General features: G+C 62.7%; 26 protein-coding genes. 19 read left to right on the top strand and 7 right to left on the bottom strand.

Annotated features, from left to right (window positions below; translation table 11 throughout):
• Positions 1–18 precede the first annotated feature (18 nt).
• A complete protein-coding gene (locus tag DMB37_RS39640; protein ID WP_135237117.1) occupies positions 19–480 on the bottom strand; it encodes a DUF2267 domain-containing protein in 462 nt (153 codons plus the stop codon).
• Positions 481–948: 468 nt separating this feature from the next.
• Here DMB37_RS39640 and DMB37_RS39635 point away from each other — a divergent pair, with 468 nt between their 5' ends.
• The 9 genes from DMB37_RS39635 (at position 949) to DMB37_RS39595 (ending at position 8,047) form a co-directional block, all read left to right on the top strand.
• On the top strand, positions 949–1,293 hold the full coding sequence (locus DMB37_RS39635) for a sporulation protein (RefSeq protein WP_135237116.1): 345 nt from the start codon (positions 949–951) through the stop codon (positions 1,291–1,293).
• A gap of 98 nt (positions 1,294–1,391) precedes the next feature.
• Complete coding sequence (locus tag DMB37_RS39630) at positions 1,392–2,309, top strand: universal stress protein (protein ID WP_135237115.1); 918 nt, start codon at positions 1,392–1,394, stop codon at positions 2,307–2,309.
• 818 nt (positions 2,310–3,127) lie between these two features.
• Positions 3,128–3,466 (top strand): metalloregulator ArsR/SmtB family transcription factor, encoded by a 339-nt coding sequence (locus tag DMB37_RS39625; protein ID WP_135237114.1) that lies wholly within the window; start codon positions 3,128–3,130, stop codon positions 3,464–3,466.
• Complete coding sequence (locus tag DMB37_RS39620) at positions 3,463–4,221, top strand: DUF2071 domain-containing protein (protein ID WP_135237113.1); 759 nt, start codon at positions 3,463–3,465, stop codon at positions 4,219–4,221. The genes DMB37_RS39625 and DMB37_RS39620 overlap by 4 nt, the downstream gene beginning before the upstream one ends.
• Positions 4,222–4,442: 221 nt before the next feature.
• Positions 4,443–4,838: a MerR family transcriptional regulator gene (locus DMB37_RS39615; RefSeq protein WP_135237112.1), complete on the top strand. Its 396-nt coding sequence runs from the start codon at positions 4,443–4,445 to the stop codon at positions 4,836–4,838.
• A gap of 106 nt (positions 4,839–4,944) precedes the next feature.
• On the top strand, positions 4,945–5,868 hold the full coding sequence (locus tag DMB37_RS39610; RefSeq protein WP_135237111.1) for an NADP-dependent oxidoreductase: 924 nt from the start codon (positions 4,945–4,947) through the stop codon (positions 5,866–5,868).
• A gap of 242 nt (positions 5,869–6,110) precedes the next feature.
• The gene (locus DMB37_RS39605) at positions 6,111–6,617 is read left to right on the top strand and encodes a LysR family transcriptional regulator (protein WP_240772132.1); all 507 of its coding nucleotides are present in this window, start codon (positions 6,111–6,113) and stop codon (positions 6,615–6,617) included.
• A 234-nt stretch (positions 6,618–6,851) separates the two neighbouring features.
• Entirely contained in the window at positions 6,852–7,064 is a 213-nt protein-coding gene (locus DMB37_RS39600; RefSeq protein ID WP_135237110.1) for a hypothetical protein, read from the top strand.
• 698 nt (positions 7,065–7,762) lie between these two features.
• Positions 7,763–8,047, top strand: a complete 285-nt coding sequence (locus tag DMB37_RS39595) for a transposase (RefSeq protein WP_135237109.1) — start codon at positions 7,763–7,765, stop codon at positions 8,045–8,047.
• Between the two features lie 156 nt (positions 8,048–8,203).
• On the opposite strand, the gene DMB37_RS39590 is transcribed toward DMB37_RS39595, so the two are convergent.
• Complete coding sequence (locus DMB37_RS39590) at positions 8,204–8,815, bottom strand: TetR/AcrR family transcriptional regulator (protein WP_135237108.1); 612 nt, start codon at positions 8,813–8,815, stop codon at positions 8,204–8,206.
• A 105-nt stretch (positions 8,816–8,920) separates the two neighbouring features.
• Between DMB37_RS39590 and DMB37_RS39585 the strand changes: the two genes are divergently transcribed.
• Positions 8,921–9,112 carry a hypothetical protein gene (locus DMB37_RS39585; protein WP_135237107.1) on the top strand — a complete coding sequence of 64 codons (192 nt, stop codon included), beginning with the start codon at positions 8,921–8,923 and terminating at the stop codon, positions 9,110–9,112.
• Between the two features lie 310 nt (positions 9,113–9,422).
• Here DMB37_RS39585 and DMB37_RS39580 read toward each other — a convergent pair whose 3' ends face one another.
• Positions 9,423–9,728: a hypothetical protein gene (locus DMB37_RS39580; RefSeq protein ID WP_135237106.1), complete on the bottom strand. Its 306-nt coding sequence runs from the start codon at positions 9,726–9,728 to the stop codon at positions 9,423–9,425.
• Positions 9,729–10,077: 349 nt separating this feature from the next.
• On the opposite strand from DMB37_RS39580, the gene DMB37_RS39575 reads away from it, so the two are divergent.
• From DMB37_RS39575 to DMB37_RS39540, 8 genes are all read left to right on the top strand, one after another.
• Positions 10,078–10,476: a hypothetical protein gene (locus DMB37_RS39575; protein ID WP_135237105.1), complete on the top strand. Its 399-nt coding sequence runs from the start codon at positions 10,078–10,080 to the stop codon at positions 10,474–10,476.
• A 590-nt stretch (positions 10,477–11,066) separates the two neighbouring features.
• Positions 11,067–11,333 carry a hypothetical protein gene (locus tag DMB37_RS39570; protein WP_135237104.1) on the top strand — a complete coding sequence of 89 codons (267 nt, stop codon included), beginning with the start codon at positions 11,067–11,069 and terminating at the stop codon, positions 11,331–11,333.
• A 180-nt stretch (positions 11,334–11,513) separates the two neighbouring features.
• Positions 11,514–12,809: an oxygenase MpaB family protein gene (locus DMB37_RS39565; protein WP_135237103.1), complete on the top strand. Its 1,296-nt coding sequence runs from the start codon at positions 11,514–11,516 to the stop codon at positions 12,807–12,809.
• Positions 12,806–13,441: a TetR/AcrR family transcriptional regulator gene (locus DMB37_RS39560; protein ID WP_135237102.1), complete on the top strand. Its 636-nt coding sequence runs from the start codon at positions 12,806–12,808 to the stop codon at positions 13,439–13,441. Before DMB37_RS39565 ends, DMB37_RS39560 begins: the two co-directional genes overlap by 4 nt.
• Positions 13,442–13,548: 107 nt before the next feature.
• Positions 13,549–14,775: a CdaR family transcriptional regulator gene (locus DMB37_RS39555; protein WP_135237101.1), complete on the top strand. Its 1,227-nt coding sequence runs from the start codon at positions 13,549–13,551 to the stop codon at positions 14,773–14,775.
• A gap of 512 nt (positions 14,776–15,287) precedes the next feature.
• On the top strand, positions 15,288–16,511 hold the full coding sequence (locus tag DMB37_RS39550; protein ID WP_135237100.1) for a CdaR family transcriptional regulator: 1,224 nt from the start codon (positions 15,288–15,290) through the stop codon (positions 16,509–16,511).
• A gap of 133 nt (positions 16,512–16,644) precedes the next feature.
• Entirely contained in the window at positions 16,645–17,574 is a 930-nt protein-coding gene (locus DMB37_RS39545) for a triacylglycerol lipase (RefSeq protein WP_135237099.1), read from the top strand.
• A gap of 82 nt (positions 17,575–17,656) precedes the next feature.
• Positions 17,657–19,000 (top strand): lipase family protein, encoded by a 1,344-nt coding sequence (locus tag DMB37_RS39540; RefSeq protein WP_135238103.1) that lies wholly within the window; start codon positions 17,657–17,659, stop codon positions 18,998–19,000.
• Positions 19,001–19,280: 280 nt separating this feature from the next.
• Here DMB37_RS39540 and DMB37_RS39535 read toward each other — a convergent pair whose 3' ends face one another.
• A complete protein-coding gene (locus DMB37_RS39535) occupies positions 19,281–19,484 on the bottom strand; it encodes a hypothetical protein (protein ID WP_135237098.1) in 204 nt (67 codons plus the stop codon).
• Positions 19,485–20,176: 692 nt separating this feature from the next.
• Between DMB37_RS39535 and DMB37_RS39530 the strand changes: the two genes are divergently transcribed.
• The gene (locus tag DMB37_RS39530; RefSeq protein ID WP_135237097.1) at positions 20,177–20,377 is read left to right on the top strand and encodes a hypothetical protein; all 201 of its coding nucleotides are present in this window, start codon (positions 20,177–20,179) and stop codon (positions 20,375–20,377) included.
• Positions 20,378–20,664: 287 nt separating this feature from the next.
• On the opposite strand, the gene DMB37_RS39525 is transcribed toward DMB37_RS39530, so the two are convergent.
• From DMB37_RS39525 to DMB37_RS39515, 3 genes are all read right to left on the bottom strand, one after another.
• Entirely contained in the window at positions 20,665–20,883 is a 219-nt protein-coding gene (locus DMB37_RS39525) for a hypothetical protein (RefSeq protein ID WP_135237096.1), read from the bottom strand.
• Between the two features lie 1,274 nt (positions 20,884–22,157).
• Entirely contained in the window at positions 22,158–22,793 is a 636-nt protein-coding gene (locus tag DMB37_RS39520) for a hypothetical protein (RefSeq protein WP_135237095.1), read from the bottom strand.
• Between the two features lie 436 nt (positions 22,794–23,229).
• Positions 23,230–23,976 (bottom strand): GAF and ANTAR domain-containing protein, encoded by a 747-nt coding sequence (locus DMB37_RS39515; RefSeq protein WP_167769086.1) that lies wholly within the window; start codon positions 23,974–23,976, stop codon positions 23,230–23,232.
• Positions 23,977–23,995: the final 19 nt, after the last annotated feature.

Raw genomic sequence — 23,995 nt, 5'->3', positions numbered from 1 at the left:
TCGACAGGATGGCGCCCTTCAGACTGCGCCGAACTCTTCCTCGTCCGACGGGCCGACGGATACCCCGAACAACAGGTCGCGCAGCTGATTCGGCAAGCGGTGGAATACCGTTTCCAACTCACCCGGAGAGAACAGGTCACGCAGCGCGTCTGTCACCAGCCACGCCAATCCGACCGCCTCGTCCTCGGTCACTCCCGCCGCCACGGCGAAATCGGCGACGAAGCTCGAGACCTGATGCGCGACAGGGACTTTCTCAGGAACCCAGCCCTCGAAGTAGATACCGCGCAGCACGACGGGCAGCTGAGCGCTGAGATGCGCGGCTCCGGTGACGTCGAGCCGGTCACGGACCGTGTGCAACCAGGCGCGGGTCACCCGGTAGGCGAATGCGCGGTCCCGCGTGGCGAGGTCGTCGGTGATGCGACGCAACCACACGTGCGCGGTGTGCTCGGCATGGGCGAACGGATCGTCATGATGGGTCATGCTTCAACCGTATGAATGCCGCGATCCCTGAGCTGCTGGACATCGTCACCAACGGTGAGGCCGAATGACACCACCAGGGTCGGCACTACCATCGCCCTCTCGGAAAAGGCCCAAATGCCATATCCGGCGGTGCAGCGCACTGACCACACTCGAAGACATCACCGTCCAGCTCGCCTCCGTCCCGTACCGAAGGACGAGCGGGTTGGACACTTCCTTCGACCCCGAGGAGTCGTCATGAACTGGCCAGTCGCCGCCGTCATCATCGCCATCATCTTCGCGATGATGGTCATTGTCACGACCTATCTGTCCACGAAGAAGCCCTGATCCGTGCATGGTGGCGCCGTCGAAAGCTGCCGTTGCGCCCATCGGCATGGGACCAACGGCCCTGCATAACTTCCTCGATCCGCGAGAACCTGAAAGCAGGCCGGGAAGAACAGCTTCCGGAGCGAAACTACAAAGGGACAACCCATGAAGGTCGCAGACGTGCTCGCCACAGCGAAAGACTCGATGACGGTATCGCGGGTGTTCGGCGAACCGATCGAACGTGACGGCATCACGGTGATCGCCGCCGCCACGATCTCCGGCGGTGGCGGCGCCGGCGAAGGCGGCGATGACGCGGGGCAAGGATCCGGTGGCGGATTCGGTCTCGGCGCGAAACCGGTCGGCGCCTTCGTCATCAAGGACGGTCAGGTGCGTTGGCAACCATCCGTTGATGTCAACCGCGTGGTGCTGGTGGCGGGCGTTGTTGTGGTGACCGCGTTGGTCGTCGGTGCCCGTATCGCACGGCTCTATACGCACAGTGCTCCGTCCTGAAGCGGTCAGCTCACCACCGCTGGCGTCGGCACACGCGGTTCGGCTCGGCGAAATCGCACTGCGGCAAAATCCTCGAACTATGAAGGACAACAACGAATATGGCTACACCATCCGGCAACCCGCACCAACTCGCTACAGCGCCGGTCGTCGTCGGCGTCGACGGGTCACCGGGCAGTGACCTGGCCCTGCGATGGGCCGCCGAGCTCGCCGCGCAACGTGGCCGCACACTGCTCATCGCGCACGGCCTCGACCTAGCGGCCATGAAATCGGTGGTCGGCGGCTACGACGCGACGGTGTCCTCGATCATCGAAACCGCCCGTGCCCGGGCAGCGAAGATCGTTGCCGATGCACGCCGACTGGCCACCGAGGTCGCCCCGAACCTCGACATCACCTCCGATACAGCCGACGGGTCAGCCGCCGAGCTGCTGATCCAGCACTCGCGCACCGCGTATCTCGTCGCGGTCGGCGCCACCGGCAACCTAGGCAGCCTGGCTCACCTCGGCTCCACGCTGCTCGCCGTGGTCAGCCACGGGCACGGTTCGATCGTGGTGGTTCGCAGCACCGGTGCCGAACAGCTCATCCGAACCGACGGGCCGGTGGTGGTCGGCATCGACGGCGGGCCGGTCAGCGAGGCCGCGATCGCGGCGGCTTTCGCCGAGGCGAGCGCCCGCGGGGCCGAACTCATCGCCATGCACTCCTGGAGCTACTGGCACCTGGGCGATTTCGCGGGTGAACCTTACGTCCTCGTGGACGGAGAACAGATCGAGTCCACTGAAGACGCGATCCTCACCGAACGCCTCGCCGGTTGGCAGGAGAAGTATCCCGACGTCACCGTCACCCGCAAGGTCTACCGGACCGAGGCCACCGAACAACTCGCCGAATGGTCCAACGAGGCCCAGCTGATCGTCGTCGGCAGCCGCGGCCGCGGCGGTTTCACCGGCATGCTGCTCGGCTCCACCAGCCACTTCCTCGTCCAGCACGCCCACTGCCCAGTGCTGGTCGCACATCAGGGGTAAACAGATCGGGACGGTCCGCATGCGACGAAGCACGCGGACCGTTTCGGGCTCAGGCGGTGCCCGTCTGATGCGGTAGTGCTGTTTTCGGTTGTAGCCGCCGCCACGTCATGTATGTCGACGCCCACGGGTCCAACGCCCGAGTTCACCGGCTCAACGGCCCGCGTATCCGGGGCTCCTATCAGCGCAGGACCAGCAGACGGTTTCCTACCGCGATACTCTGCGCCCGCTGGACCCGTGTGGTTACCTCGACGACGCGGCACTAAATCGAATCGGGACACCGGCCCACGTCGGTGCCCTGCACGGTTTCAACGCGTGCACGGCGTCGTTCAAGTCCCCCGACGGTGCTCTGCTCTGCTCGGCTCGATCCAAAGCCACAACCCGGGACTCGCCACCAACCAGACCAACCCCGGCCTGCGAATCGTGTCTTGACACGAAGAGCCCGACCGCCTGGACGCGGTGGGCCCTGCGGTCGGCAAAGACCTGGGAATGACAATGGGCAGCTAGCCGCGTGTCACGATGATCGTGCGGGACACCTCCGCGCTTGTCCCACCTGCCGTGGTTTGAGTCGCCACGAGTCTCGATTGCCCGATCGGCAGGGGCTCGGCGAACCGCACAACCCAGACATCGGCGGTAATTCCCTCCGGAGGTGTACCGACGCTGGTGCCGAGTCCCAGCAACGGGAGGTTTCGGACCGTCACGGTGGCGCCGGGGATGCCGGTGCCGCTGATGGTGGGTCGCTGGCCTACGACAGCTCCCTCAGCGGGGCTTGCCTGTCGCGGCGCTTGTTCGCTATTTAGCTAGAGTGCTAAATTGAAAGCATGACCGAGATCGACCCTGCCGACGAAGCGGGAGTATTCCGCGCACTGGCCGATTCGACGCGCCGCCAGATCCTGGAAGACCTCCGCTCCGGCGAGTTGACCGCGGGTGACATCGCCGCGAGATTCCCGATCAGTGGCCCCTCGATCTCCCGGCATCTGAGCGTGCTCAAGGCCGCCGGGCTGGTCCGGGAGCGCCGAGACGCCAATCGAATCTTCTACTCGCTGGTCGAGGAGCGACTGGCGTTGTGCGTCGGCAGATTTCTGAGCACGATCTGCCCCGAGCAGGTCATCGTCAGGCAGCGCAGAGCCCGCAACACCAAGAACGAGGAACACGGATGAGACCACCGCGAATGTCCAGCGTCATAGAACGACGCCTGCTTGTGAACTACCGAGTCGACCCCGCGATCGCCACCACCCTGATGCCACCGACAATGCGACCGCAATTGGTCAACGGCTGGGCAGTCGCCGGCATCTGCCTGATCCGCCTCGGACAGTTCCGGCCCAGTGCACTACCCGGCTGGGCCGGACTGCGTACCGAGAACGCGGCACATCGCATCGCTGTCGAATGGGATGGCCCGCAGGGACACTCGACCGGCGTGTATATCGCACGCCGCGACAGCGGCTCGCTGATCAACGTCCTGGCCGGTGGGCGACTCTTTCCCGGCGAGCACAACGCCGCGCGATTCGACGTCCGCGAAACAGCGCGGGACCTGCACGTCGCCTACCGCACCCGCGACGAAACCATCTCCGTCAGTGTCGACGTCCGGACCGCCGAGGGATTCCAAAGCAGCGAATTGTTCGCCGATCTCGCGCAGGCGTCGGAGTTCTTCAGGCAGGGCTCGGCCGGATTCTCGGCCACCCGAGGCGGGCAACGGCTGGACGGGCTCGAGCTCCGAACAGACGCATGGCAGGTCGAGCCCGTCGACATCCGATCGGTTCGGTCCACGATCTTCGACGACCCGGACCGGTTCCCGCCGGGCAGCGCGAAACTCGACTGTGCGCTACTGATGCGCCAGGTACCGGCGACCTGGCAGCCCCTGCCACCCCAGCAACTCGTTGCCGACTATTCCACCGAAACGTACAGCGCCCGCTGAGAAGCACTGTTCGCCATTCGGTTTGGGCATTCGACCAGCGTCCGCCGCGCGGCACTACCGTGCGTTCGCCGACGTGCTCCCCACAGCATCTCCGGATGTCGGGATCTCGCACGCTTTGGGTGCTTGCGCCGGTTGTTCGCCTGCCACAACATGGTCCGCCCGTGTCGCCACCGTCGTCGGCGGTCCGGATCCAGGAAGCGTACGGGACGTAGGCTTTCAGGATGCGGATCGGTGAGCTGTCCAAACGCACGGGCGTGAGTCCGCGCTCGTTGCGGTACTACGAGGAGCAGGGTCTGCTGACCAGCTCGCGCTCCGACGCCGGGCAGCGTCACTATTCCGAGGCCGAGGTCGAGCGCGTGTCGCTCATCCAACAGCTCTATGACGCGGGCATGTCCAGCCGAGTGATAGCGACCGTGCTGCCGTGCGTGGAAACCCCCTCCGAGCCGGACATCATCGAGCAGGCGTACGAGACGATGACGCGTGAGCGCGACCGGATCGACGCCGATATCGCGCACCTGATCGAGACCCGCACGGCCCTCGACGCGCTGATCAGGATAAACGCCCGGCACCAGGCGGAGCTGGCGGTCGCCACTGAGCCGACGGCTCGCTCTGCCTGACTGTGTGACCCGGCTCTCAACCGGTTGCCCCTTACATCCATGTGAGGGATGAGGATTGCCTCATCGCCCGGAACAACCGGGCCGGTCGCACGAGAGGCAGCAGAAAATGGGGCAGGCATGGGGTTTCAGCAGGTATGGCGGGCCCGAGGTGCAGGAGTTCTTCGATCGTCCCGATCCCGTTCCCGGTCGCGGCGAGGTTCTGATCCGGGTCGACGTCGCCGGCGTGAACCCTCTCGATCACGCGCTGCGCTCGGGTCTGGTCCCTGGGCTCGACGGCGGCCGTGGGTTTCCGCTCGTGCTGGGCATGGAGGCCGCGGGAACTGTTCTCGCCTTGGGTGAGGAGGTCGACGGGCTCGAGGCGGGTGACGCGGTCTTCGGCCTCGCGCTCACCGGCGGTGGCACCTACGCCGAGACGACCGTTCTGTCCGCACCGAACACCGCGCGCATCCCGACCGGTCTGTCCGCGACGGTGGCGGCAACGCTGCCGGTGGCCGGGACGACCGCGGTGGATGTGCTCGACCAGCTAGGCCTCCCAGCCGGCGCCACAATCCTGGTCAACGGCGTCGGAGGTGGAGTCGGTCTCGCCGTCGCCCAGCTGGCTCTCGCACTCGAGCTGAGTGTGATCGGCACCGGAAGTGCCGCCAAACGCGAGCATGCCGACGCCATCGGGGTGCGGTTCATCGACTACGCCGCCGGAGACGTCGCCGCCGCAACGCGCGATCTCGCTCCCGACGGCGTCGACGGAATCGTCGACCTGGTCGGAGGCGCCGCACTGCGGACGGTCGCTCCGCTGGCTCGGGACCCCCGAAACGTCATCGCCGTGGGTGATGCGTCCGTAATCGATCTCGGCGGGCGTTTCGTCGAACGCCGCCTCGACCGCGAGAACCTGGAGCGATCGGCCCGGCTGGCCCTCGACGGAATCCTCGCACCTGTGATCACCGCAGTCCATCCGCTCTCCGACGCCCCGGCCGCCCTCGCTGCCGTCGAGAACGGCCACGTCTCGGGCAAGGTCGTCATAAAGGTGACCTGAGATGCGCCCGGTCGGCTGACGTCAAGAGCGGATTGCACACCGACCACGTCCGCACACCATCACAAAGCACTCGAAGAAGTGTGGCGTAGACCGCCTGAACCCGCAGGCACGATCGGAGTTCGTTCAGGTGAAACGGGCAGACAGGTGTGGAGTAAACGCGCCGCCTCCGACGTTGTAGCACTCGTTGTTACAGCGATCACTACAGGTTGGGCGATGGTCCGTCCGGGAAAGGACAGGAGCCGATGAGCCTTCGTCAGTTCGAGTACGCGCTGGCCGTGGCCGAGGCGGGCTCGGTGACGGCTGCGGCGGAGTTGCTGCATGTCGCTCAGCCATCGATGTCGCAGCAGATCCGCAACTTGGAGCGGGAACTGGGTGCGACGCTGTTCGCCCGGACACCGACCGGGCTGGTGCCCACCGTGGTGGGTCGTGCGTTCCTGCGGGAGGCGCAGGTCGCGGTGAGCGCGGCGCGGCGGGCGCGGGCGACGGCGCGCGACGGTGCCGAGGAGCTGGTGGGCGAGTTGGTGGTCGCGGCGCAGATGGGCTTCGGTACACGGCAGCTGCCGGTCGTGCTGAGCGCGCTGCGCCGCCGCTTCCCACGGCTGGAAGTCACCGTCTTCGAGGAGCCGAGTTCGGCCGAGCTGGAGCGGCTGTGTCGTCAGGGCGTGTTGGACCTCGCCTTGATCCCGGATAGGGTGAAGGCTCGAGGCGAGCGTCTCGAAGAGCAATTTCAGGCGATCCATGATCAGTGACAAGAGCATTCAGGAACGCCATTTCCCGACCACCACCTGTTTCGGATGCGGACCGGCCAACCCGTCCGGCATGCATGTTCGCAGCTATCGGGCAGACGACGACACTGTGGTGGGATCGTTCACCCCAGGCCCGGACCACAACAACGGACTCGGCTTGGTCCACGGCGGGGTGATCTCCACTGTGCTGGACTGTCATTCGGGTGCGGTCGTGTTCCAAGCAGCCATCGATCGCGGGTGGATCAGCGAACACAGCATGATGGCCCGTTCGTTACCGCCGGATTCGACGTCAGCTTCCTGCGCCCGACTCCGCTGGGCCCGAGCCTCGATCTTTGGGCGCAAATCGAACAGCTGACCGAGCAGCAAGCCGTCACCAATGCCGAACTGCGCTTCAACGGTAAGACGAGAGTCTCGATGCGCTCCATCTGGAAACGGCTCAATCCTCGCTGAGAATCATTGGCGCGTTCTTTCACTACATCGATCCCCCGCCATCACCGCGCCGGACAGCTCGAGTGCGATGCTCCCCCTTCACCGGTAGGACGGCAGGTTGTCAAAGGTGATCGTCCATGTTGCGGGATCCGACCAGGACGGAGGGTCGCCTCTACAGGAATGGGCACGGCACACTGCATTCGGCTACTTAGCATTGGCGCTAGGGCTTGATCCCGGCCAGGATCGGGTCCAGGTGTCCGGTGAGAAGCTCTCAAATCGGCTGCCCACCTGTGTCATTGGTGCGGCTCTCATCTGGCTTGCGTCTCACCGGTCACCGTGCCGGGAATGGCTGAAGAGGGCGTGCCCAGCTCGAAGTAGCGGTGTCTTTCCACACGGACACCACGATGTCGGATACGGGAAGGACTCACTGGTGACAGTCATCATCGGAATGGACCCGTACAAACGCTCAGCCACGATCGAGATCATCGACCCCACCGGCACCGTGCTGGACACGGGCCGATACGGCACCGACAACACCGGATACACCGAAATGCCCACCGCCGCAACGCGATACACCGAGCGAGTATGGGCGATCGAAGGGTGCAACGGTATCGGCCGCCATACCGCACACCGGCTGGTCTACGACGGTGAGATCGTGATCGACGTGCCGGCGAAACTCTCGGCACAGATTCAAGTGTTCGCGACCGGCAACGCACCGCTTGACCGACCCCGTCGACGCGCATTCGGTGGCATCGGCGGCGTTGCGATCACCGAACCTGCGCCGGGTCCAGGCCGATCCGGAACTGATCGCGTTGGACATGCTGGCCGATCGCCATGACGAGCTCGGCCGCGCCCGCACCGACACCGTCAACCGCCTGCACCGGCTGCTGCTGGAACTACTGCCCGGCGGGGCCAAGAAGTTCCTCTCCGCAATGGAAGCACGCAAGCTCGGCCTGACGATGGCTCGTCAGGCAATCGAGCACCGAGGGTCCGCCGGTAGCTGAGCAGGTCTCCGGGCGATGAAAGCTGCTCGGTCATCGGCATACCGGATGTTCTGAGCCGCGATGGCCTGGTCCCTGACTACTGCGGTGTGGCCGCTGCGCCTGGCGCTTGAGAGGCATGAGACTCTCCGCCGCGAGACCCCGAGCTCAGCCTTGTCCTCAGCAACCACCGTTCACAAATGAATCCAGCCGAACGAAAACTATGTGTTCGGCTTGATCCGCTGTGATGTTGCCGGTCACGGTCAGTCCGGCAAGGCCCGTGGACAGAGCGAGGAGTTCCCGTGCGGCCACGCCAACGTCGAGACCGGTTGTGACCCTGCGGCCCAGGAGAAGTGCGATCAGGTCGATCAGCCCGCCGTAGCCCTGGGTCACCTGCACGGCCAGGCTCGGGCGCGGCAGCGCGTGTGTCTCGAACGCCTGCATGATTCGGAACAGTCGGCGCTCTTCGGCTGTTCGCGGAATAGTCTCGGCAAGTATCGCGCGCAGCACCGCGATCGGGTCGTCGGTGCCCGCTGCCGCGACTTGCTCGCGAACTCGGCTGCCACCGACCTCGACGATGCTGGTGAACGCCGCCGCGAGCAGATCGTCCTTGGTAGGAAAGTAATGCTGGACTCGGCCGATGGAGACGCCGGCCTGCTGGGCGACATTCCGGATGCTCATCCCTTCGACGCCTTCGGTATCCACGATCGTGAACACCGCCTGCAGAATTGACTGCCGTCGCTCATCGTGCGCGGCACCCACACCGCGCACTGCCGCGCCCTTGCCGCCCACCACCAACACCTTTCCGTATCGATCGTATTGGTTTGACTCTGGCCAAGGTCAAGGTTACCCTTGCGACATCAAAGCAATACGAATGTATTGATAAAGGGAGAGTTGATGCTCGAAACACTAGGGTTGCTGCTGCTCATTCAGGGCGTCGGCGGGCTGATCAACAACTTCGCCGGGGGTTCGAGGAGTTGGTTCGCACTGAACTATCTCGGCCTCCCGGACTGGGCGCGGCTGGTCGGTTACCTGATCCTGATCGCAGTCGGCGCTGCTATCCTGCTGTGGCGCAAAGCGTTCCGCTGACCGAGCGGCATCGGCTATCCGATTCCCAGCTGCGAACCCCTGAAGCGCTCGACTGACCAAGGCGCGATATTCGGCATGAGCGCGGTCAAGAAGCTTTGCCAGCCAACCTTTCTGGACCGTTGACCACACGCGCCATGCGGGATCATGGTGCGTTGCCGCACGCTGAGATGGACTCTGCCCGTTGATCTCCCGCACATCCGCGCTGAGCGCCTTGGTTCCGCGCGGTCGCCGCATGGGAGCGCATTGTGCTCAAGCTCGTCCTTCGCCGCGGAGCGATACTCGGCAGTTCGCATAGTTAGTGAGCAGTAGATTAGATTTTCAGGGCAGGAGACGGGTTCGGCCGGGTCACGGCGCTGGGCCGGGCATCACAGACGGAGCTCGACAAGGTGTCTAGCCGACCATCCGTCTTGTAGACAACAGGGACAGTCCCGGGCACGATCGCGTACGAAATATTGTTCTCCACCAGGTACTCCCGTACTCCGATGCGGAAAACGTATAACTCATCGTTCTCTGTGATCTGCCGATCATCGATGCAGAATGTACCGAAGTCATCGGGCCAGTTCGGTTCGTACTTGGCTCGAACGATCTCACGGGCCTGCTCGTAGCTGACCGTCATTTCCCACCCTCTAAACGGACCCCGCGATGCTCTCGCGCAGGTACACCGACGATGCCCACGCGCATTGCTTGGCCTCCACTTCCACCGACATCCGAAGCATCCTTGACGAACCCGGCGCACGCAATGCGGCAGTTGAGTGCGTTCGTCGGCCCGGCACCCGCGACCCCAAACGATCGCGCGCGCAGCGGCATTCCAGGACGTTGGGGCACGGCATGCGAGCTCAGCTCTTGATGGTTTCTGCGATCCGAACGGCGGTCTGGCCGGGTGTCATAAGCGCGCTTTGCTGGTGCAGTGCAACCGTCGGCCTTGGTAGGCTCCGGCTGTGAGCGTAGGTGGGGCGGGATCGCCTGTGTCAGCACGGCGGAAGAAGCGCTATACACAAATCATCTGGGTTGCGACGCTGGTCGCCATCGGCCTGTACTTGGCTGCGTCGACCAGGTTGGTTGGCAGCGGAGACTGGAACGATCATGTGGCGACTCGCCTGAGTGCCTTCGCGATGATCGGCACTGCCCTGGTGATGTTTCTTTCGATTTTCGGGCAGGAACCGGCTGCGACACGTGGCCCGCGGAAACGCTGGACAAACCGCCGCATAGTTGTCCGTCTCGCCATCGCCTGCCCGCTGCTGGCCGGGGCTATTTGGTCGATGATCAACTCGGGCACGCTCATGGGTCAGCTGATGTGCCAAATGACCGCCATCGCCGTCTTGCTCATCCTCGCATGGAGCTCGACCGCCCCCCAGCGGCAATGATGCATTTGCCCTTCGACGTGCTCCGAAATGCTCTCGGGCCGTTGATCTTCGGGCTGGTCGCGCGGCCGCTTCGGACCGCACGGCATTCGGCATGATGGTGCCTCGCCGACGCTGAGATAATCTCTGCCCGCTGACCTTCCGCAGTCCCCGCGCTGGCCACCTCGGACCGCCCGGCTCGCGGCATCATCGCTCACTCTTCCCGACTGAAGTCAGAGCTGCCGGCTGCCGATTCAGCGTCTTCCGGAAGGACTCGATGGCGTCGGTCGAAAGCCGCCATTGAGCCTCTTCTCTTACGTGAGGCAAGAACTTGCGCCCCGGACGACGGACTGATAGTGATGCGCAGCCACTTGCTGGTACTACCTGACGAACGGCAAGTTTCGACTTACTGAGGGCTTACGTCGAATTCCGCCGTGGGTGGTCGGGGTCAGGGCTGCCACGATACGTTCACGAATCCGTCGCTACCGCTGCCACCGGACGGGGTGACCAGATTCCCAGCAGCTCCACCAATACCCTGTTCAGCCGAAAGGCCGACACAGATACTGCGGGGGACGCCGGCTTCACCACGGCTCGACAGCAAGAAAACCGCGTCGTTGCAGTACCGTTACAAGGGTTCCCCGTCACGGCTGACCGAGATCGTCGATCCGGTGTCGGGACGCTCGCACACCCTGCACTACAACACCGACGGCAGCAACAGTTGCTACGGCGGGGTGTCGCTACCGTCGGGGGCCAATTCCGCCCCCGCACAACAGTTGTGCCGCATCACTTATTGGGACGGCACCGAAACCCGGTTGTGGTACCTGCTGAACGTACTTGCTCGGATCGAGAACCCGGGCGCGGCTATGCAGGACTTCAGCTAATCGTCCGAGGCGGACGCCATGGCGTCCAGGACGCGCCGGTGACAATTCGCGCCACGAAACCTCAGTTCTCACGAACATCGGCATTGGTGGAGTCGCGTAACTCGTAGCGGAGTTGTAGTGGCGCAGGCTACGTCATCGGGGCCGTGGTCCTCGCAGAAGCGAAGTGACGGCGGTGTCGCGGTGGACGACCGAAAAACAGCAGATCATCGACTATCTGTAGACACATCGCAGTCAAGTGTCTACAGTTCGATCATGGCTGAAAGCACAGGAATTTTCGAGACCGAGCTACTACCCGATGACGACAGAGAGGCCAGGCTCGCCGCGATCGGCCAGGGCGTTCCCGATCAGGTGCGGAAACGTTTTCTGCACGGGATGTTCTGGACCGACGGGCTGGTGGACACAGTCGTCGAAGACTTCGCCGACATGGATCGTGGTCGAGGTTGGCGTCTACTCGACGAGGCATTGAACTCGGTCACCCCGTTCGTGGCCGGCGCCCCAGCATCGCTGCGCGAATTGCTCGGGCCTCTGATGGAGCCGCCGAGTTGGTTCGATGCGGACAAGGTGCGCTGGGGAGCCGCGGTGTGGTGGCGGTTCGAACCGGCCGTGGTGATCGGTATGACCGGGGCCTTGCGTCTCAGTTATCAGTGGGGCGATCTGAACAAACCCCAGGCCATGAACGGCCGCTCCGTGAAGATGGCGGCCCGCCGCTATGAGGAAACAGCTCGGTGGGTGCTGTCCGCGACGGATCCGGGCACAGTGGTGCCGGGGGGCTCCGGCTTCAACGACACCGTCAAGATTCGGTTGGTACATGCAATGGTGCGCCGCCGATTGCGCCGCGCCCCCGCATGGAACACCGGAGCTTGGGGCGAACCCATTCATGGCACCGGGATGGCGCTGACCAACAACGCGTTTCTCTTACTCCCCATGTCGATGTTCCAATTGCTCGGGGCCGAGTTCACCGACGACGAATTGGAGGCGGTACGCGCGCTGTGGCAGTGGATCGGCTACCTCATGGGCGTGCCCGATGAGCTGCTGCCCGTCGAGATCGAGGAGGCTCGACAACTCGCGGCGGCAGCACCGAAAATCTTCGCCCCGCCGGATCAGGACTCCGCCGATCTCGACCGAGCGCTGGCTGTGGCAGGTGTCCGAGCCGAACGGATCTTCCCGAACCGGCTGCGTCCCGTCCTCGCCCCCATCGCCCGTCCACTAGCCTCGCGTATCGTCTGGGGCACGTCCAACACCATTCTGAATCGACTCGTGGAGCATCAAGATGATCCCACGCGGGTGCGACATCCACTTATGACTACCCTGCGCCCGATCGTCGCGCGCTACGAACGCTTGCGTCGCAGCGGACGACTGGGCACAGATTTCGACATCGCTTCTCGCCAACGCGGTTATCTCGAAAGGTCGCTGGCACTTATCGACGCAGCTCCGCACGCGCTGCACCCGCGACAAGCCGCACACTCTGTCGCATGAACAGTCGCCGAGCGGACGACGGCGCGCCCTCAGCGCAACTCCATTCCGCCCCGATCAGTACTCCGTGGGGTATCCTGAGCGGGGACGACCTCCCCGTGTCGGATCGTCAGATCCGCGACCACATCCTTGATGTCGCGGCGAAATGCTTTGCGGCTCAGGGGATCACCGCGACATCCATGGCAGAGCTAGCGAAGCGGGCCGAGATCTCCAGAGCCTGGTTGTATCGCAATTTTGCTAGCCGAGACGCCATCGTACGAGGCTTGCTCGTGCGGGAGTCCCAACGCTTCACTGCCATGCTTCTCGCGGCCGATCGGCCTGACCGCAGCACCGAGGAAACCGTAACCGAGACCTTCATCTACATCGTGCGCCGATGCCGCACAGACCGTTTGGTGCAGCAGGTCGCAGATCAGGACACCGGGCCCCTGGCACTAGCGACGGTCAACGCATTGGAAACATACTTGATCGAGCAGCGACACCTCGCACCGGTCCACGCGCGCATTGCTGCCGAAACGATCGTCCGCCTCATCATCTCTATCCTGACAACACCCAGCGCGGCGATAGATTTCGGCAACGACGAGGAACTGCGATCCTTTGCCTACCGGGTCATTCCACCGCTCGTAGCCGTCGAGTGACTGAAATGGTCGCGACATACGCGACATAAACTAATTATCCATCCGGTCGCCGATCCGCCGCCATCCGGCCGACCGATATAGTAACTCGCTGGTTGAGGATTTGAGAAATGGCCGGTAAACCGTTGCATACATCATTCGACATGAACGACGACCACAGGTCATGTCGATCTCGCGAAGAAGTCGTCAACAGTTTGCGTGTCAGAGCGGTGGCAGCAGTAGACAGTTATAGTGACCGACGAGGCGACGGGCAGTTGCCGGTGTCGATGGTGGAGGCTGAATTTGCAGCGGGCGCACTGCTCAACCTGGACCTGTTCTTCCGATTCTTTCGCACTGGCGTCGAGCCGACCGAGGATGAAACCCAACCGCTGATCCGCCGGGCGATGGACCTTGTAAAAGGCGGTATGCCTCTGGCCGACATTCTCTACAACTACCGCGTTACCACCCGCCTGATCTGGTCGGCTCTACTAGAGCATTCCTCAGAACAGGCGCGCACGGCGCTGCTCGACATGGCACTGCCGCTGATGCAATACCTGTCCATTACAACCAGTCGCATCGCTATCGCGTGCGTCGAGTATGCCAACGATTCGAGGTCGGACCTCATCGAACAGCGGCGGCGGGTCGGGAGCGCGCTGCTCACCGGCCGCGATCCGTGGGATTGGGCATCCGACATCGAGGTCGCGATCGCGGACCGTTTTCTCGTAGCCGTCTGCCGGTCAGTGAACACCGGCTGTGAAGCCGCGATGCGTGTCCGAACCCGTATTCGCCTCATGCCGAACACATTCCTTGTCCGAGAAGGCGACGGATGGACAGCGCTTATCCCGATCGAAGAGCACGATGAGGACGGGACGGCCCCGATCGATGAGATGCAAGCAGTGCTGTCTGCGACCGTGGACGACTGCCTTGCTCCGTCGTTGTGGGTGGGCGTTTCACCGGCGCAGACACGATTGGACATTCCGATGCGCGCGGCGGAAGCGCGGGTCCTCAGCGAGATCGGCCGGTCGCTCGGCCACCGTGAAATGATCTGTCGTAAGGATGAATTGCGCCTCGAGTACATCGTCGCCTCCAGCAGTGACGATGCGCGCCAGTGGATGGCGAAAGCCCTGGACCCGTTGGACAACCACCCCCAGTTGCAATCCACGGTAGCGGCTTTCGTCGACTGCGCGTTCAACCAGGCTGCCGCTGCCAGGACGCTGCACCTCCATCGCAATTCCATAGCATACCGGTTGTCGCGGATACATGATCTGACCGGGTTCGACCCGATGCTGCCGTCCGATGCAATCGCACTGGCTGCCGCGCAGACGGCACGCCGGCTGCGCTCGAGCGCTGCGACATAACGCTTTGCGGCGTCGCGCCGATGGACTCGACTCGCTGCCGCAACAGTCGATATGCCCAGCGCGTCAACCAGCTTTTCGTGCTTGCGCCCATTATGTCTTTACGAACTCCATGTTTGACTCCAAATTTGCGGAGTGGAACCGGCCTAGTCGGCGCAACCCTATCCGTCGATGTGCACTATCCGGAACGGAATTTGCCGTCGATTTGACGACGATATCAAGAGCTCTTGTGAGCGCTGTCGCGGTAAGGGTAACTTCGATGACATCTCAGCGAGACGCAATTGTCTCAGCATGCGCATAGTCGATGACGAGAGGTGATTGTGGTCGAAGGTTCCATTCGAGCCAGCCTTCATGCTCGACGTCACGGCTGTTTCTTCGCCCTTCATGTGATCACTCCTACCGCCATTGATTCAGCGCTCTCACCCGAGTTGGCGTATCCCGTCGGCGCGAAATCGACCGCGTTGCGTGGCCGGACAGGTGAGGTCGATACACAGATGGCAGAACGGGGCGTGTAGATGGTTGGTGATTCCCAGATGTACTCGCGAGCCGAGGCCGATTCCCGAGCCTTCCACAAGAGCCGGGCGGAGTTGGTCAACGGTTTACACGGCAGAGCGTTGACAGTGATCGACTTCTTTGCCGCCCGGCAGAGTGGGGAATATTTCGCGGCACCATCACCGGACCTAGAATTCACGTTCGGTGCACAGGTGAATCTCGACCTGTTCTTCCGGTACTTCCGGAGCGGGATCGAGCCGACCGAAAACGAATCTCGACCGCTGACGCGGCGAGCCATAACGATGATCGAAAGCGGCGTCACGCTGCAGGACATCCTCGACAACTATCGTTTTGTGGTCTCCTCGCTGTGGTCGTCGCTCCTCGGGTCTGCGACCGACCAAGTTCGAGCCGTGATGCTGGACATGGCTTTGCCGTTGATGCAGTACCTCTTGATCACGTCCAGCCGTATCGCCGTGGCCTGCACGGAGCACATCGGCAATTCGAGATGGGATCTGATCGAACAGCGGCGGCGGATCGGCAGCGCCTTGCTGGCCGGGACCGAACCCTTGGAACGAGGGCCGGACACCGACTTCCCAATCGCTGATCGGTTCCTGGTCGCCGTGTGCCGGGCCGGCAGCGAACGGTTCGAGGCGGCGATGCGCATCCGAGCCCGAGTAAGCAGAATGGGCAACTCCTTCGTCATCAGAGACGAGAAGGGCTGGACGGCACTGGTACCGCTCGGAGAGCATGACGACACCGGGACAGACAAGATCGAGGAGTTGCAGTCGCTGCTGTCCACGACAGCCGGAGATGCTCCCGGCCCGGGGCTATGGGTGGGGGTCTCCGCTGCCCACAACCGGTCGGAAATTCCTGCGCGAGCAGCAGAGGCGCGCGTGCTCGCCGAACTCGGTAGCTCGCTGCGCCTGGACACAATGATCTGCCGCAAAGACGCGTTGCGGTTCGAATACATAGTGGCCTCCAGCAGTCCGGACGCCCGGCTGTGGATGGCCCAGTTATTGGAACCTTTGGACTCTCACCCGGTGTTACAGTCCACCGTCGAAGCCTTCGTAAGCTGCGCCTTCAATCAAGCGGCCGCTGCAAGAATACTCCATATTCATAGGAATTCGATGGCCTACCGGTTGCTGCGCATACGCGAACTCACAGGTCTGGACCCCACGGTTCCGCCCGATGCCATAGCGCTCGCAGCTGCGCACACGGCTCGAAGAATCAAACTTGCACTACCGTAATTGCATCGAGCGACCTCCCCCTTTCGGCGATGAGCACAATCGCGCCGGCGTTGATTCGAGGAAAAACCAGTAGCCCTGGGGACGATAGTTGGGCCATTCTGTAGTCGTGGCACATCGAAATCACGAGGTTATAATGAAACGGACACTGTGTACTGTATTGGCCTTCGGGCTGATCGGCTTGACTACCTCTCAGCAGGCCTCGACCGCCGCGGCGGATGAGCTTCCCGTCATATACGGCAACGGCCAAATGCTTCACATCGCGATGACAGGATGGGATAGCCCGGTCCCCGGCGCCGACGATTACAGCTGCAAACCCTCCGCGGAGCACCCGAGACCGGTAGTGCTCACCGGATCGACCTTTCTCTCGGCGGCGGTAAATTGGACCGCTCTCGCACCTTCCCTCCACAATCACGGATTCTGCGTCTTCACAGTAGATTACGGCCGTCAGCTCTACAACATTCCACCCGGCCTCAACGGAATGGACCCGATTCCTCTATCTGCGGAACAGGTACGCAACACCGTCGATCAGATCTTGTCAGCCACTGGTGCCGAGAAGGTCGATCTCGTGGGTCATTCCCAGGGCGGCGTTGTCGACCGATACTATTTGAACGAACTCGGTGGCGCCGCCAAAGCCCGACAGATGGTACTTCTCTCTTCGCCGTATCGAGCTACCGGACTTCCTGTCGACATGGCCGCCGTTGCGCGAGACATGATTCCGGAGCCGTTGTACCGAGCAATCCTGTACAACGGTCGCATACCACCGTTGTACTTGAATTTCCTGGACCCCTGGACGTTCGGAAAAGCTCAAGTCCTGAGACCCGAAATCACGTACACAGTGGTCACCGATATCGCTGATGAGGTAGGCCTACTTGGCGGAATGATCGCCCCAGCCGGGGCCGCCAACGCAGCCACCGAGTACATAAACGATAGGTGCCCTTTCGACTTCTCACAGCATTTCGCTCAACCCTACTCTCCTACTGCCGTCGCCATGATAACCGAGATATTGGACCCGGGTTATCACGCCACCCCTCCATGCACACCCATCCTCGGTTACGCATTGTGATCTGAACACCTTCGTCGAGAAAGACTATTATCACGTGAGCATCCTACGTAGTTCGAAGATTGCATTGGCAGCGGCAATCCTGATGGCAAACGTCACCATTGCGGCTGCCGAGCCGGCCGAGACCACAGTACCGGTACAGCCGGCATTGCCGTTTCCCGTCCCGCCGCTACCGCCTGAATTCGATCCGAGCTTCTATCAACCGGCGCAGTACATCATCGATAGCAAGCAGCCGGGCGACATCATCGCCGCACGGCAGGTGCACCTGGCCGGCCTCTCGGTATTGCCGATCAACATCGAGAGTTGGCAGCTGTCGTACCGCTCGAACAATGGTCGAGGGGAAGCCATTGCTGCGGTCACCACGGTGATGAGGCCCACCGGGGACAACCACGGCAAACCGCGAAACCTCCTGTCGTACCAATTCCCTATCGATTCACTCGCTCACTACTGCGATCCGTCCTACGCGCTGCAGTTGGCCTCGGTACCGACCGTTACCGGCCAACTGGACGTACCCGCCGAGGCCGCGTTTCCCCTGGCAGCCGCACAGATGGGCTGGGCAGTGAGCATGCCCGACCATCAGGGCCCGCGCTCGGCGTACGCCGCGGGACCGCTGTCCGGGCACATCACTCTCGACGGTATCCGGGCCGCGGAGAACTTCGCTCCGCTGGGGCTGAACGGTTCGGCGACCAGAGTGGGATTGTCCGGCTATTCAGGCGGGGCCATCCCCACTGGACATGCCGCCGAATTGCGTGCCACCTACGCGCCCGAGTTGAATATCGTAGGGGCAGCGGAGGGCGGCATTGCTGCCCGGCCAGGCGCCGTCATAGACATGGCGAGCAGCAATGCTCCTGCTGGACTCATACTGGCGGCGGCGATCGGAGTGAGCAGAGACTACCCCGAACTCGCCCAGTATCTGGACCAGCATATGACGCCCCTGGGGAAGGATCTCGTCGCTGCGAAAAGCAACGTGTGCATGCTCTATCAAGCATTGATGATTCCGTTCGCGGACATCAGAGCGATGTTCGACACGCCTGACGGCCTGCACAGTCCGACCGTCCTTCGGATCCTGGACGAGACCAACATGGGCCGCCGTGTTCCAGATGTTCCCATGTTCATGTACCAATCGAATCCGGACTGGATCATCCCGGTCGGCCCGGTCAACGATCTCGTGGACAGGTACTGCCACGATCCGAAGGCCAGCATCGAGTACACCCGCGACCATTTCAGTGAACACATCAGCCTGGCAGTCATCGCTGCTCCTCGCACCCTGTTGTGGCTTGCTGATCGCTTCGCCGGTATCCCACCGATAGAAGGCTGCCGGGCCACCGACGTCGGAAGCATGGCCCTCGACCCGGCGACTTGGCCGAAATGGGCGGACATACTCGGTGGCACGATCGCAGGCCTGCTCGGCCTACCAGTGGGCAGCTGAACGTCGGCAGGACCGACCCTCGGGTGCCGACTTTGGCAACGATCGCCCACAGCGACGGCACGTCGGCACCGGACACCTCGGCGACGGGCCGATCAGGCCACAAGGGGGTCCCCGCGTGGCGGTGCATGGTTCGGTGGCATCTCGGGCCTCGGCCCGCACGTGGATGCACGCGCGGGCCTCGCAGTGGAAATCGCGGTGTTGCCAGTATGTCGACACCTCAACTCACTACACCGCCGAGTCCGGCCCGATCAGGTACACCCGGCGTCGGGCCGGATCGAACTCACATGTTGTGCCAGTTCGGAGCGGGCGGGTGCGCGTCGGGGCAGACCGTCTCCAGCGGAAACCACATGGGCACCTGGGTCGACTCCTCGAGATTCCAGCACATCACACCCGGCTCAAGCGGCTCCGCGTAAGCAATACCGGCGCCACTGATCACGACCCCCGCAAGAATCGCGACCCTTGCGGCCCATCGATTGACACTCATATTCGTACTCCCCTTCGAATCGAACACGAAGTGGATGAAACGGCAGCTGATCGACGGAATTCGCTGGCGGACAAGGGTCGGGGCGCGCCCGTCCGTACCGCTGCTGTGGCGGTGGAATGTCTTCGAACGCACCGACCCGGACGCCGAGGGCGAGTGGGCGCGGGACGAGTTGGCGTATTTGCGGGCCGCAGCGCCCGCCTGCAACGCCCTTTTTCAAGGTCAGTCCCTCAGCCACGGAACCTTTCTTGCGGATTTAGAGAAACGCACCACACCTTGCCGCCGATTAGCTGAGTGACGCTGTAACCCTGCAGCGGCGCAAGGAAGGTGAAGAAAATGGTCATCGCAACTGTTCTGGTACTGGCACAACATCTGCTGAATCACCTCATCATCGGGGGAGGTGTGTAGGTAAGCCCTCACCCGAGATCGAATATCCCCCGTCGGCGTCCTTTGCTGAGTGGCGCAGCTATACGCAGCCGACAGCCCTCGAACGGATCCACCAGCGTGTCCACCAGCATCGGCCCGCTCGACGATTACAGGTACGGCTTTGACGAACACACGCACATCGGTTAGAAGAGGATGTCCCAGAAGCATTGGTGGCCGACCGGTTCGAGGCCGGCCACCGATCGCTCACAACGCGCGCTCCGCGACGTGTCAGGATGTTGGCTGAGACGGTCCCGGCGACAATGAGCACCATGGGTGCTGATCACGCGGCGCTATCGGCCAGCTGGAAGCGGGCGGCTGGCCACCTCAATGCCGCTGAGGCTCACCTGGCTAACCTGCCGGGTGACGGCCTCTCACCGCCCCGCGAATTCCTCGAACACAATGAACTCGGCCTTGCCTTCGACTGCCTGGTCCACCTCGGCCACATCCTTGATCTGCCCCTTTCCTATTAACAGCACCTGGACCATGCAGCCCAGGAAATGCGGCTGTACAGTTCCGAGGCCGACACGGACCACCGGGCTTCTGCTCAGGTCTGCCGACTTCATCTGCAAGTCGAATCCGGCTTGGAGTAGTGCTCAAGATAGCTCGTGCGCTGATCGTAGAACCGCGCGCCATGCTGATTATCGCCCACTCGTTCCGACCGACGTCAGCGTGGATGAACGCGACACAGAACGTCTTATGCTGATGTGCGGATGTTGAATGCAGCGGTCCGCCGTGCCGAACCTGTGCCAGTTGGTGATCAGTGCTGTCGTTGGCTGGTATCGGTCGTATAGGTAACCGGCCAACACATCACTCCGGGTGAATGCTCGTGACCGGGCCCGCGTTCGATGGTGGCGGGCAACTGCCCGGGTCTGGCCAGGGCCGATTCGACGTTGAGACGGATCACGGCATCGAGGGTCGCGGGCGCCATCGCCTTCGGAAGGAACACATTCATCTGTTCGGTGCCCGGTTCGGTCATAGACCCGATTCTGGTCCGGAGGGTGCAGTCACGCCCGACATCCGCTGCATTCCATTCGGCCTTCTGCGTTGCCGACACCGAGACTGAACTCCGCGCATTGATCTTCAGCGTGTGTGCGGCCGATTCCGAAGCGCGCGCCCCGCGCGGCATGTTGCGGGAACGTTTGGTCCGGTGTCTCCGGCAGTCTGACTGAGGTCTAGGGGTCCGGGACTAAGCGACCTGCCGGTTCGACACTCCCATCCGGAATGCTCGCTGGCCCGAATACGTGGAATCACCCCGTGGCACACCGCCGCCGAGCCGATGATCCTCCCGGCTGCTGAGATTTAAGGCCGAGACACCCATCTTTGGGCAGCGCAACTACGAACTACTTCTGGCTTCGCGAATCCCAAGCAAATCTGACTCCTATGAGGAGAACTATGCGTCGGAAATCGGTAAGTGTCGTGGTCGCTGGGCTCACTGTTGCATCGCTGGTAGGCGTTGTACAGGCCGGTAGCGCCACCGCCGCAAACGACATTGCGGTGGACTGTGCAAAGAATGTGCACGTAATAAAATTCGAGGATTACAAGGACTGCGTTGCGAAAGGTGATGTCAAGAAGTGGGAGAAAGAGCACTTGGCTGATAGCGGCGACGACTAGGTAGTCGCGACTCTTCATGGTTCGGTAGGCGAGCGGTCCTGCGTTCGCTTTGTTCGCCCGCCTACCGAACTGGGCTATACTCCGCGATCTGGGCGCATTGGTCGAGGTCGACACCCTTGGCGAACTCAGCAATCTGAGCCACGGTGAGCAGAGCGTTGGGTGGTGCCACCGTCGAGAACCCGCGATCTTCGAAACACGGCGATCGCCACTATCGGATGTTCTGAGCCGCAGCACCTTCGGGGTGCCTGGCCGTCGAGGCGTGGCCGCTTCGCTCAGCACGCACAGCGGCAGTACCGGACGGTATGCGCCGCATTCGATCTCGCCGCGCAGAACGCCCGCCCCGCGGCATGCCAGTGCGTTGGTTCGCACACCTTGCCATCGAGCCCATGACTGGTCGCCAGCGGGTGTCTTGATCGCTTGATCGCGGGCCGGTGGATCCGAAGATCACCCCGAATCTTTAAGGTCTTCGGGGACTCGCCAATCCGAGCGGGTCACGGGTCTTGGATAGCTCGTGGAAGGGTGACCATGGCGGCGACACCGACGCGAACGGTCTGCCTATGCGTTCACTGATTACCCAGCGGCGCGGTGCACGCACCACTGGGTTAGGCCGGATAATCACCATCCGAGCTAGTCGCTCGGCTACATCAGCCCAGCTTCCCTCATTGCACTTTCCATATCTTCCAACTTTTTATCGTACAGCTCGCGAATCTTTTCATCGTCGTCGTAGCCGGGTTGCAAAGTCTTTCCATACATTTCCGTGAAGACCGAGAGGGCGTCATTATATTGCGACTTGAAATCCGAGACACTGCAAAACAGAAACCAGAAATAGCGGAGAGTATCCCCTTGCGTGAATCCGGTGGGCGGTGTGAAGTCCACTTTCCTCTTGGTGTACGACCGATTCTCTTTTTTGCCGTGCGCTTCCGTTATGGTAAGAACAGTCATTACATCGGCACGGGCGGCATCAACCGGATCTGTGGAAAACTTCAGCGGGCTCAATCGATACCCCTGGTCATACTTTTCGATCACGTCGTCTTCGAGGCGTTCTCTCGCCGCGTTCTTTTCGGACTCACCCTTTGATGGATTGATAATGCCGTCGCAGAGTGCACCCACCACCTTCGCCCATCGGCCAATGTTTGCCTTGAACTCTTCTTGCTCCAATACTTGAACTCTGCTGGCCACACTCTCCTCAGCATGTGCCATGCGAGGCGTAGCGATGCCAGAGACCAGCAGCGCGGACAGGCAAGCCATAGTCAGCGCGGACGCGCGTATCCTCACGGTTCTCCTTGAAAGGTCGTGCTACCGGCCCGGCTCGACATGGCAGCTGCCATGTATTCGGCACCGCCGAGCCTTTGGATGTGCCACCGATTTCAGCTCCGCCGGGCCACGGTGGCACCGTCCGATCATTCGCGTGCGACGCACGCGGTCCGCAAGCGGATAGCCCGGCCCAGCCTGTGTGAAATCGTGCGATATGGGTCGTCGTCGCTACCTTGAAATCGGCATGAGCGCGCATTGGGAAGCCATGTTGGCCAGCAGATTTGGGCGGCGGACCAACGCGCGGGATGCGGCACTACCGGATGTCTCGATCCGTGGTACCGCGGCGGGATTTCGTGAAGGGGCGACGATTGGAGCTCTGGTGGGTGGAGGGATCTTGAGCCGGTCGAAGTGCTGGATCCAAATCGGTTGCGGGCGAGTCCGATTGCCCTGGCGCCCGCTAGGGGTGTGGTTGGGGGATGTGGGCGAGGATGGCGTCGGTGTCGGCGGTGCGGTCGGTGACGGCGCGGGCTAGATGAACCAGGCGGGTGCCGGTGGCGCGGGCGTAGGCGCGTAACGCGGCGAAGGTGGTGTCCATGTCGAGATGGGTTTGTTCGCTGAGCATGCCTTTGGCTTGCTCGATGAGGATGCGGCTGTTGAGCGCCCGGTGTAGTTGCGCCGAGACGGTCAGGGTGTCGGCGAGCACGCGCGCGTGCAGCATGCCGATGGTCGCGACGTCGGCCAGTGCCTGGGTGGCGGCGATGTCGTCGTCGTTGAGCCCCTCCGGGGTCGGGCAGAACACCTTGACCACGCCGACGCGCTCGTCGCGTAATCGCATCGGCAGCACATACGCCGAGGCCCAACCGCGAGCGCGGGCGCGGGCGGCGAATCCGGGCCAGCGTTGGGGATCGGCGGCAAGATCGGGCAACAGGACCTGGCGGCCCTCGGCGAAGGCGGTGCGGCTCGGCCCGATTTCAGTGGGCGGGACGGGCAGCAACTCGAGCAGGTCGTCTTGTTCGCTGGTGGCGGCCAGCAGCTGCAGCTGGTTCAGGTGGTCGGCCACAAGCACGCCGGCGGCGGTGCAGGGCAGAACGTCGGCGAGGGTCTCGACCATGTCCTGAGCTATTTCGACCGGATCGTAGTCGGCGATCAGGGAATCAGACAGATGCACGAACGCCTTGATCAGAACCCGCTCTCGCGTGGGCATGGCCGCCCCACCTCCACGC

Origin of the sequence: Nocardia sp. CS682, assembly GCF_004634405.1 — a bacterium.
GTDB lineage: Bacteria > Actinomycetota > Actinomycetes > Mycobacteriales > Mycobacteriaceae > Nocardia > Nocardia ninae.
Note: the sequence above shows the minus strand (reverse complement) of the source record. Positions and strands in the feature narration are given on the sequence as shown.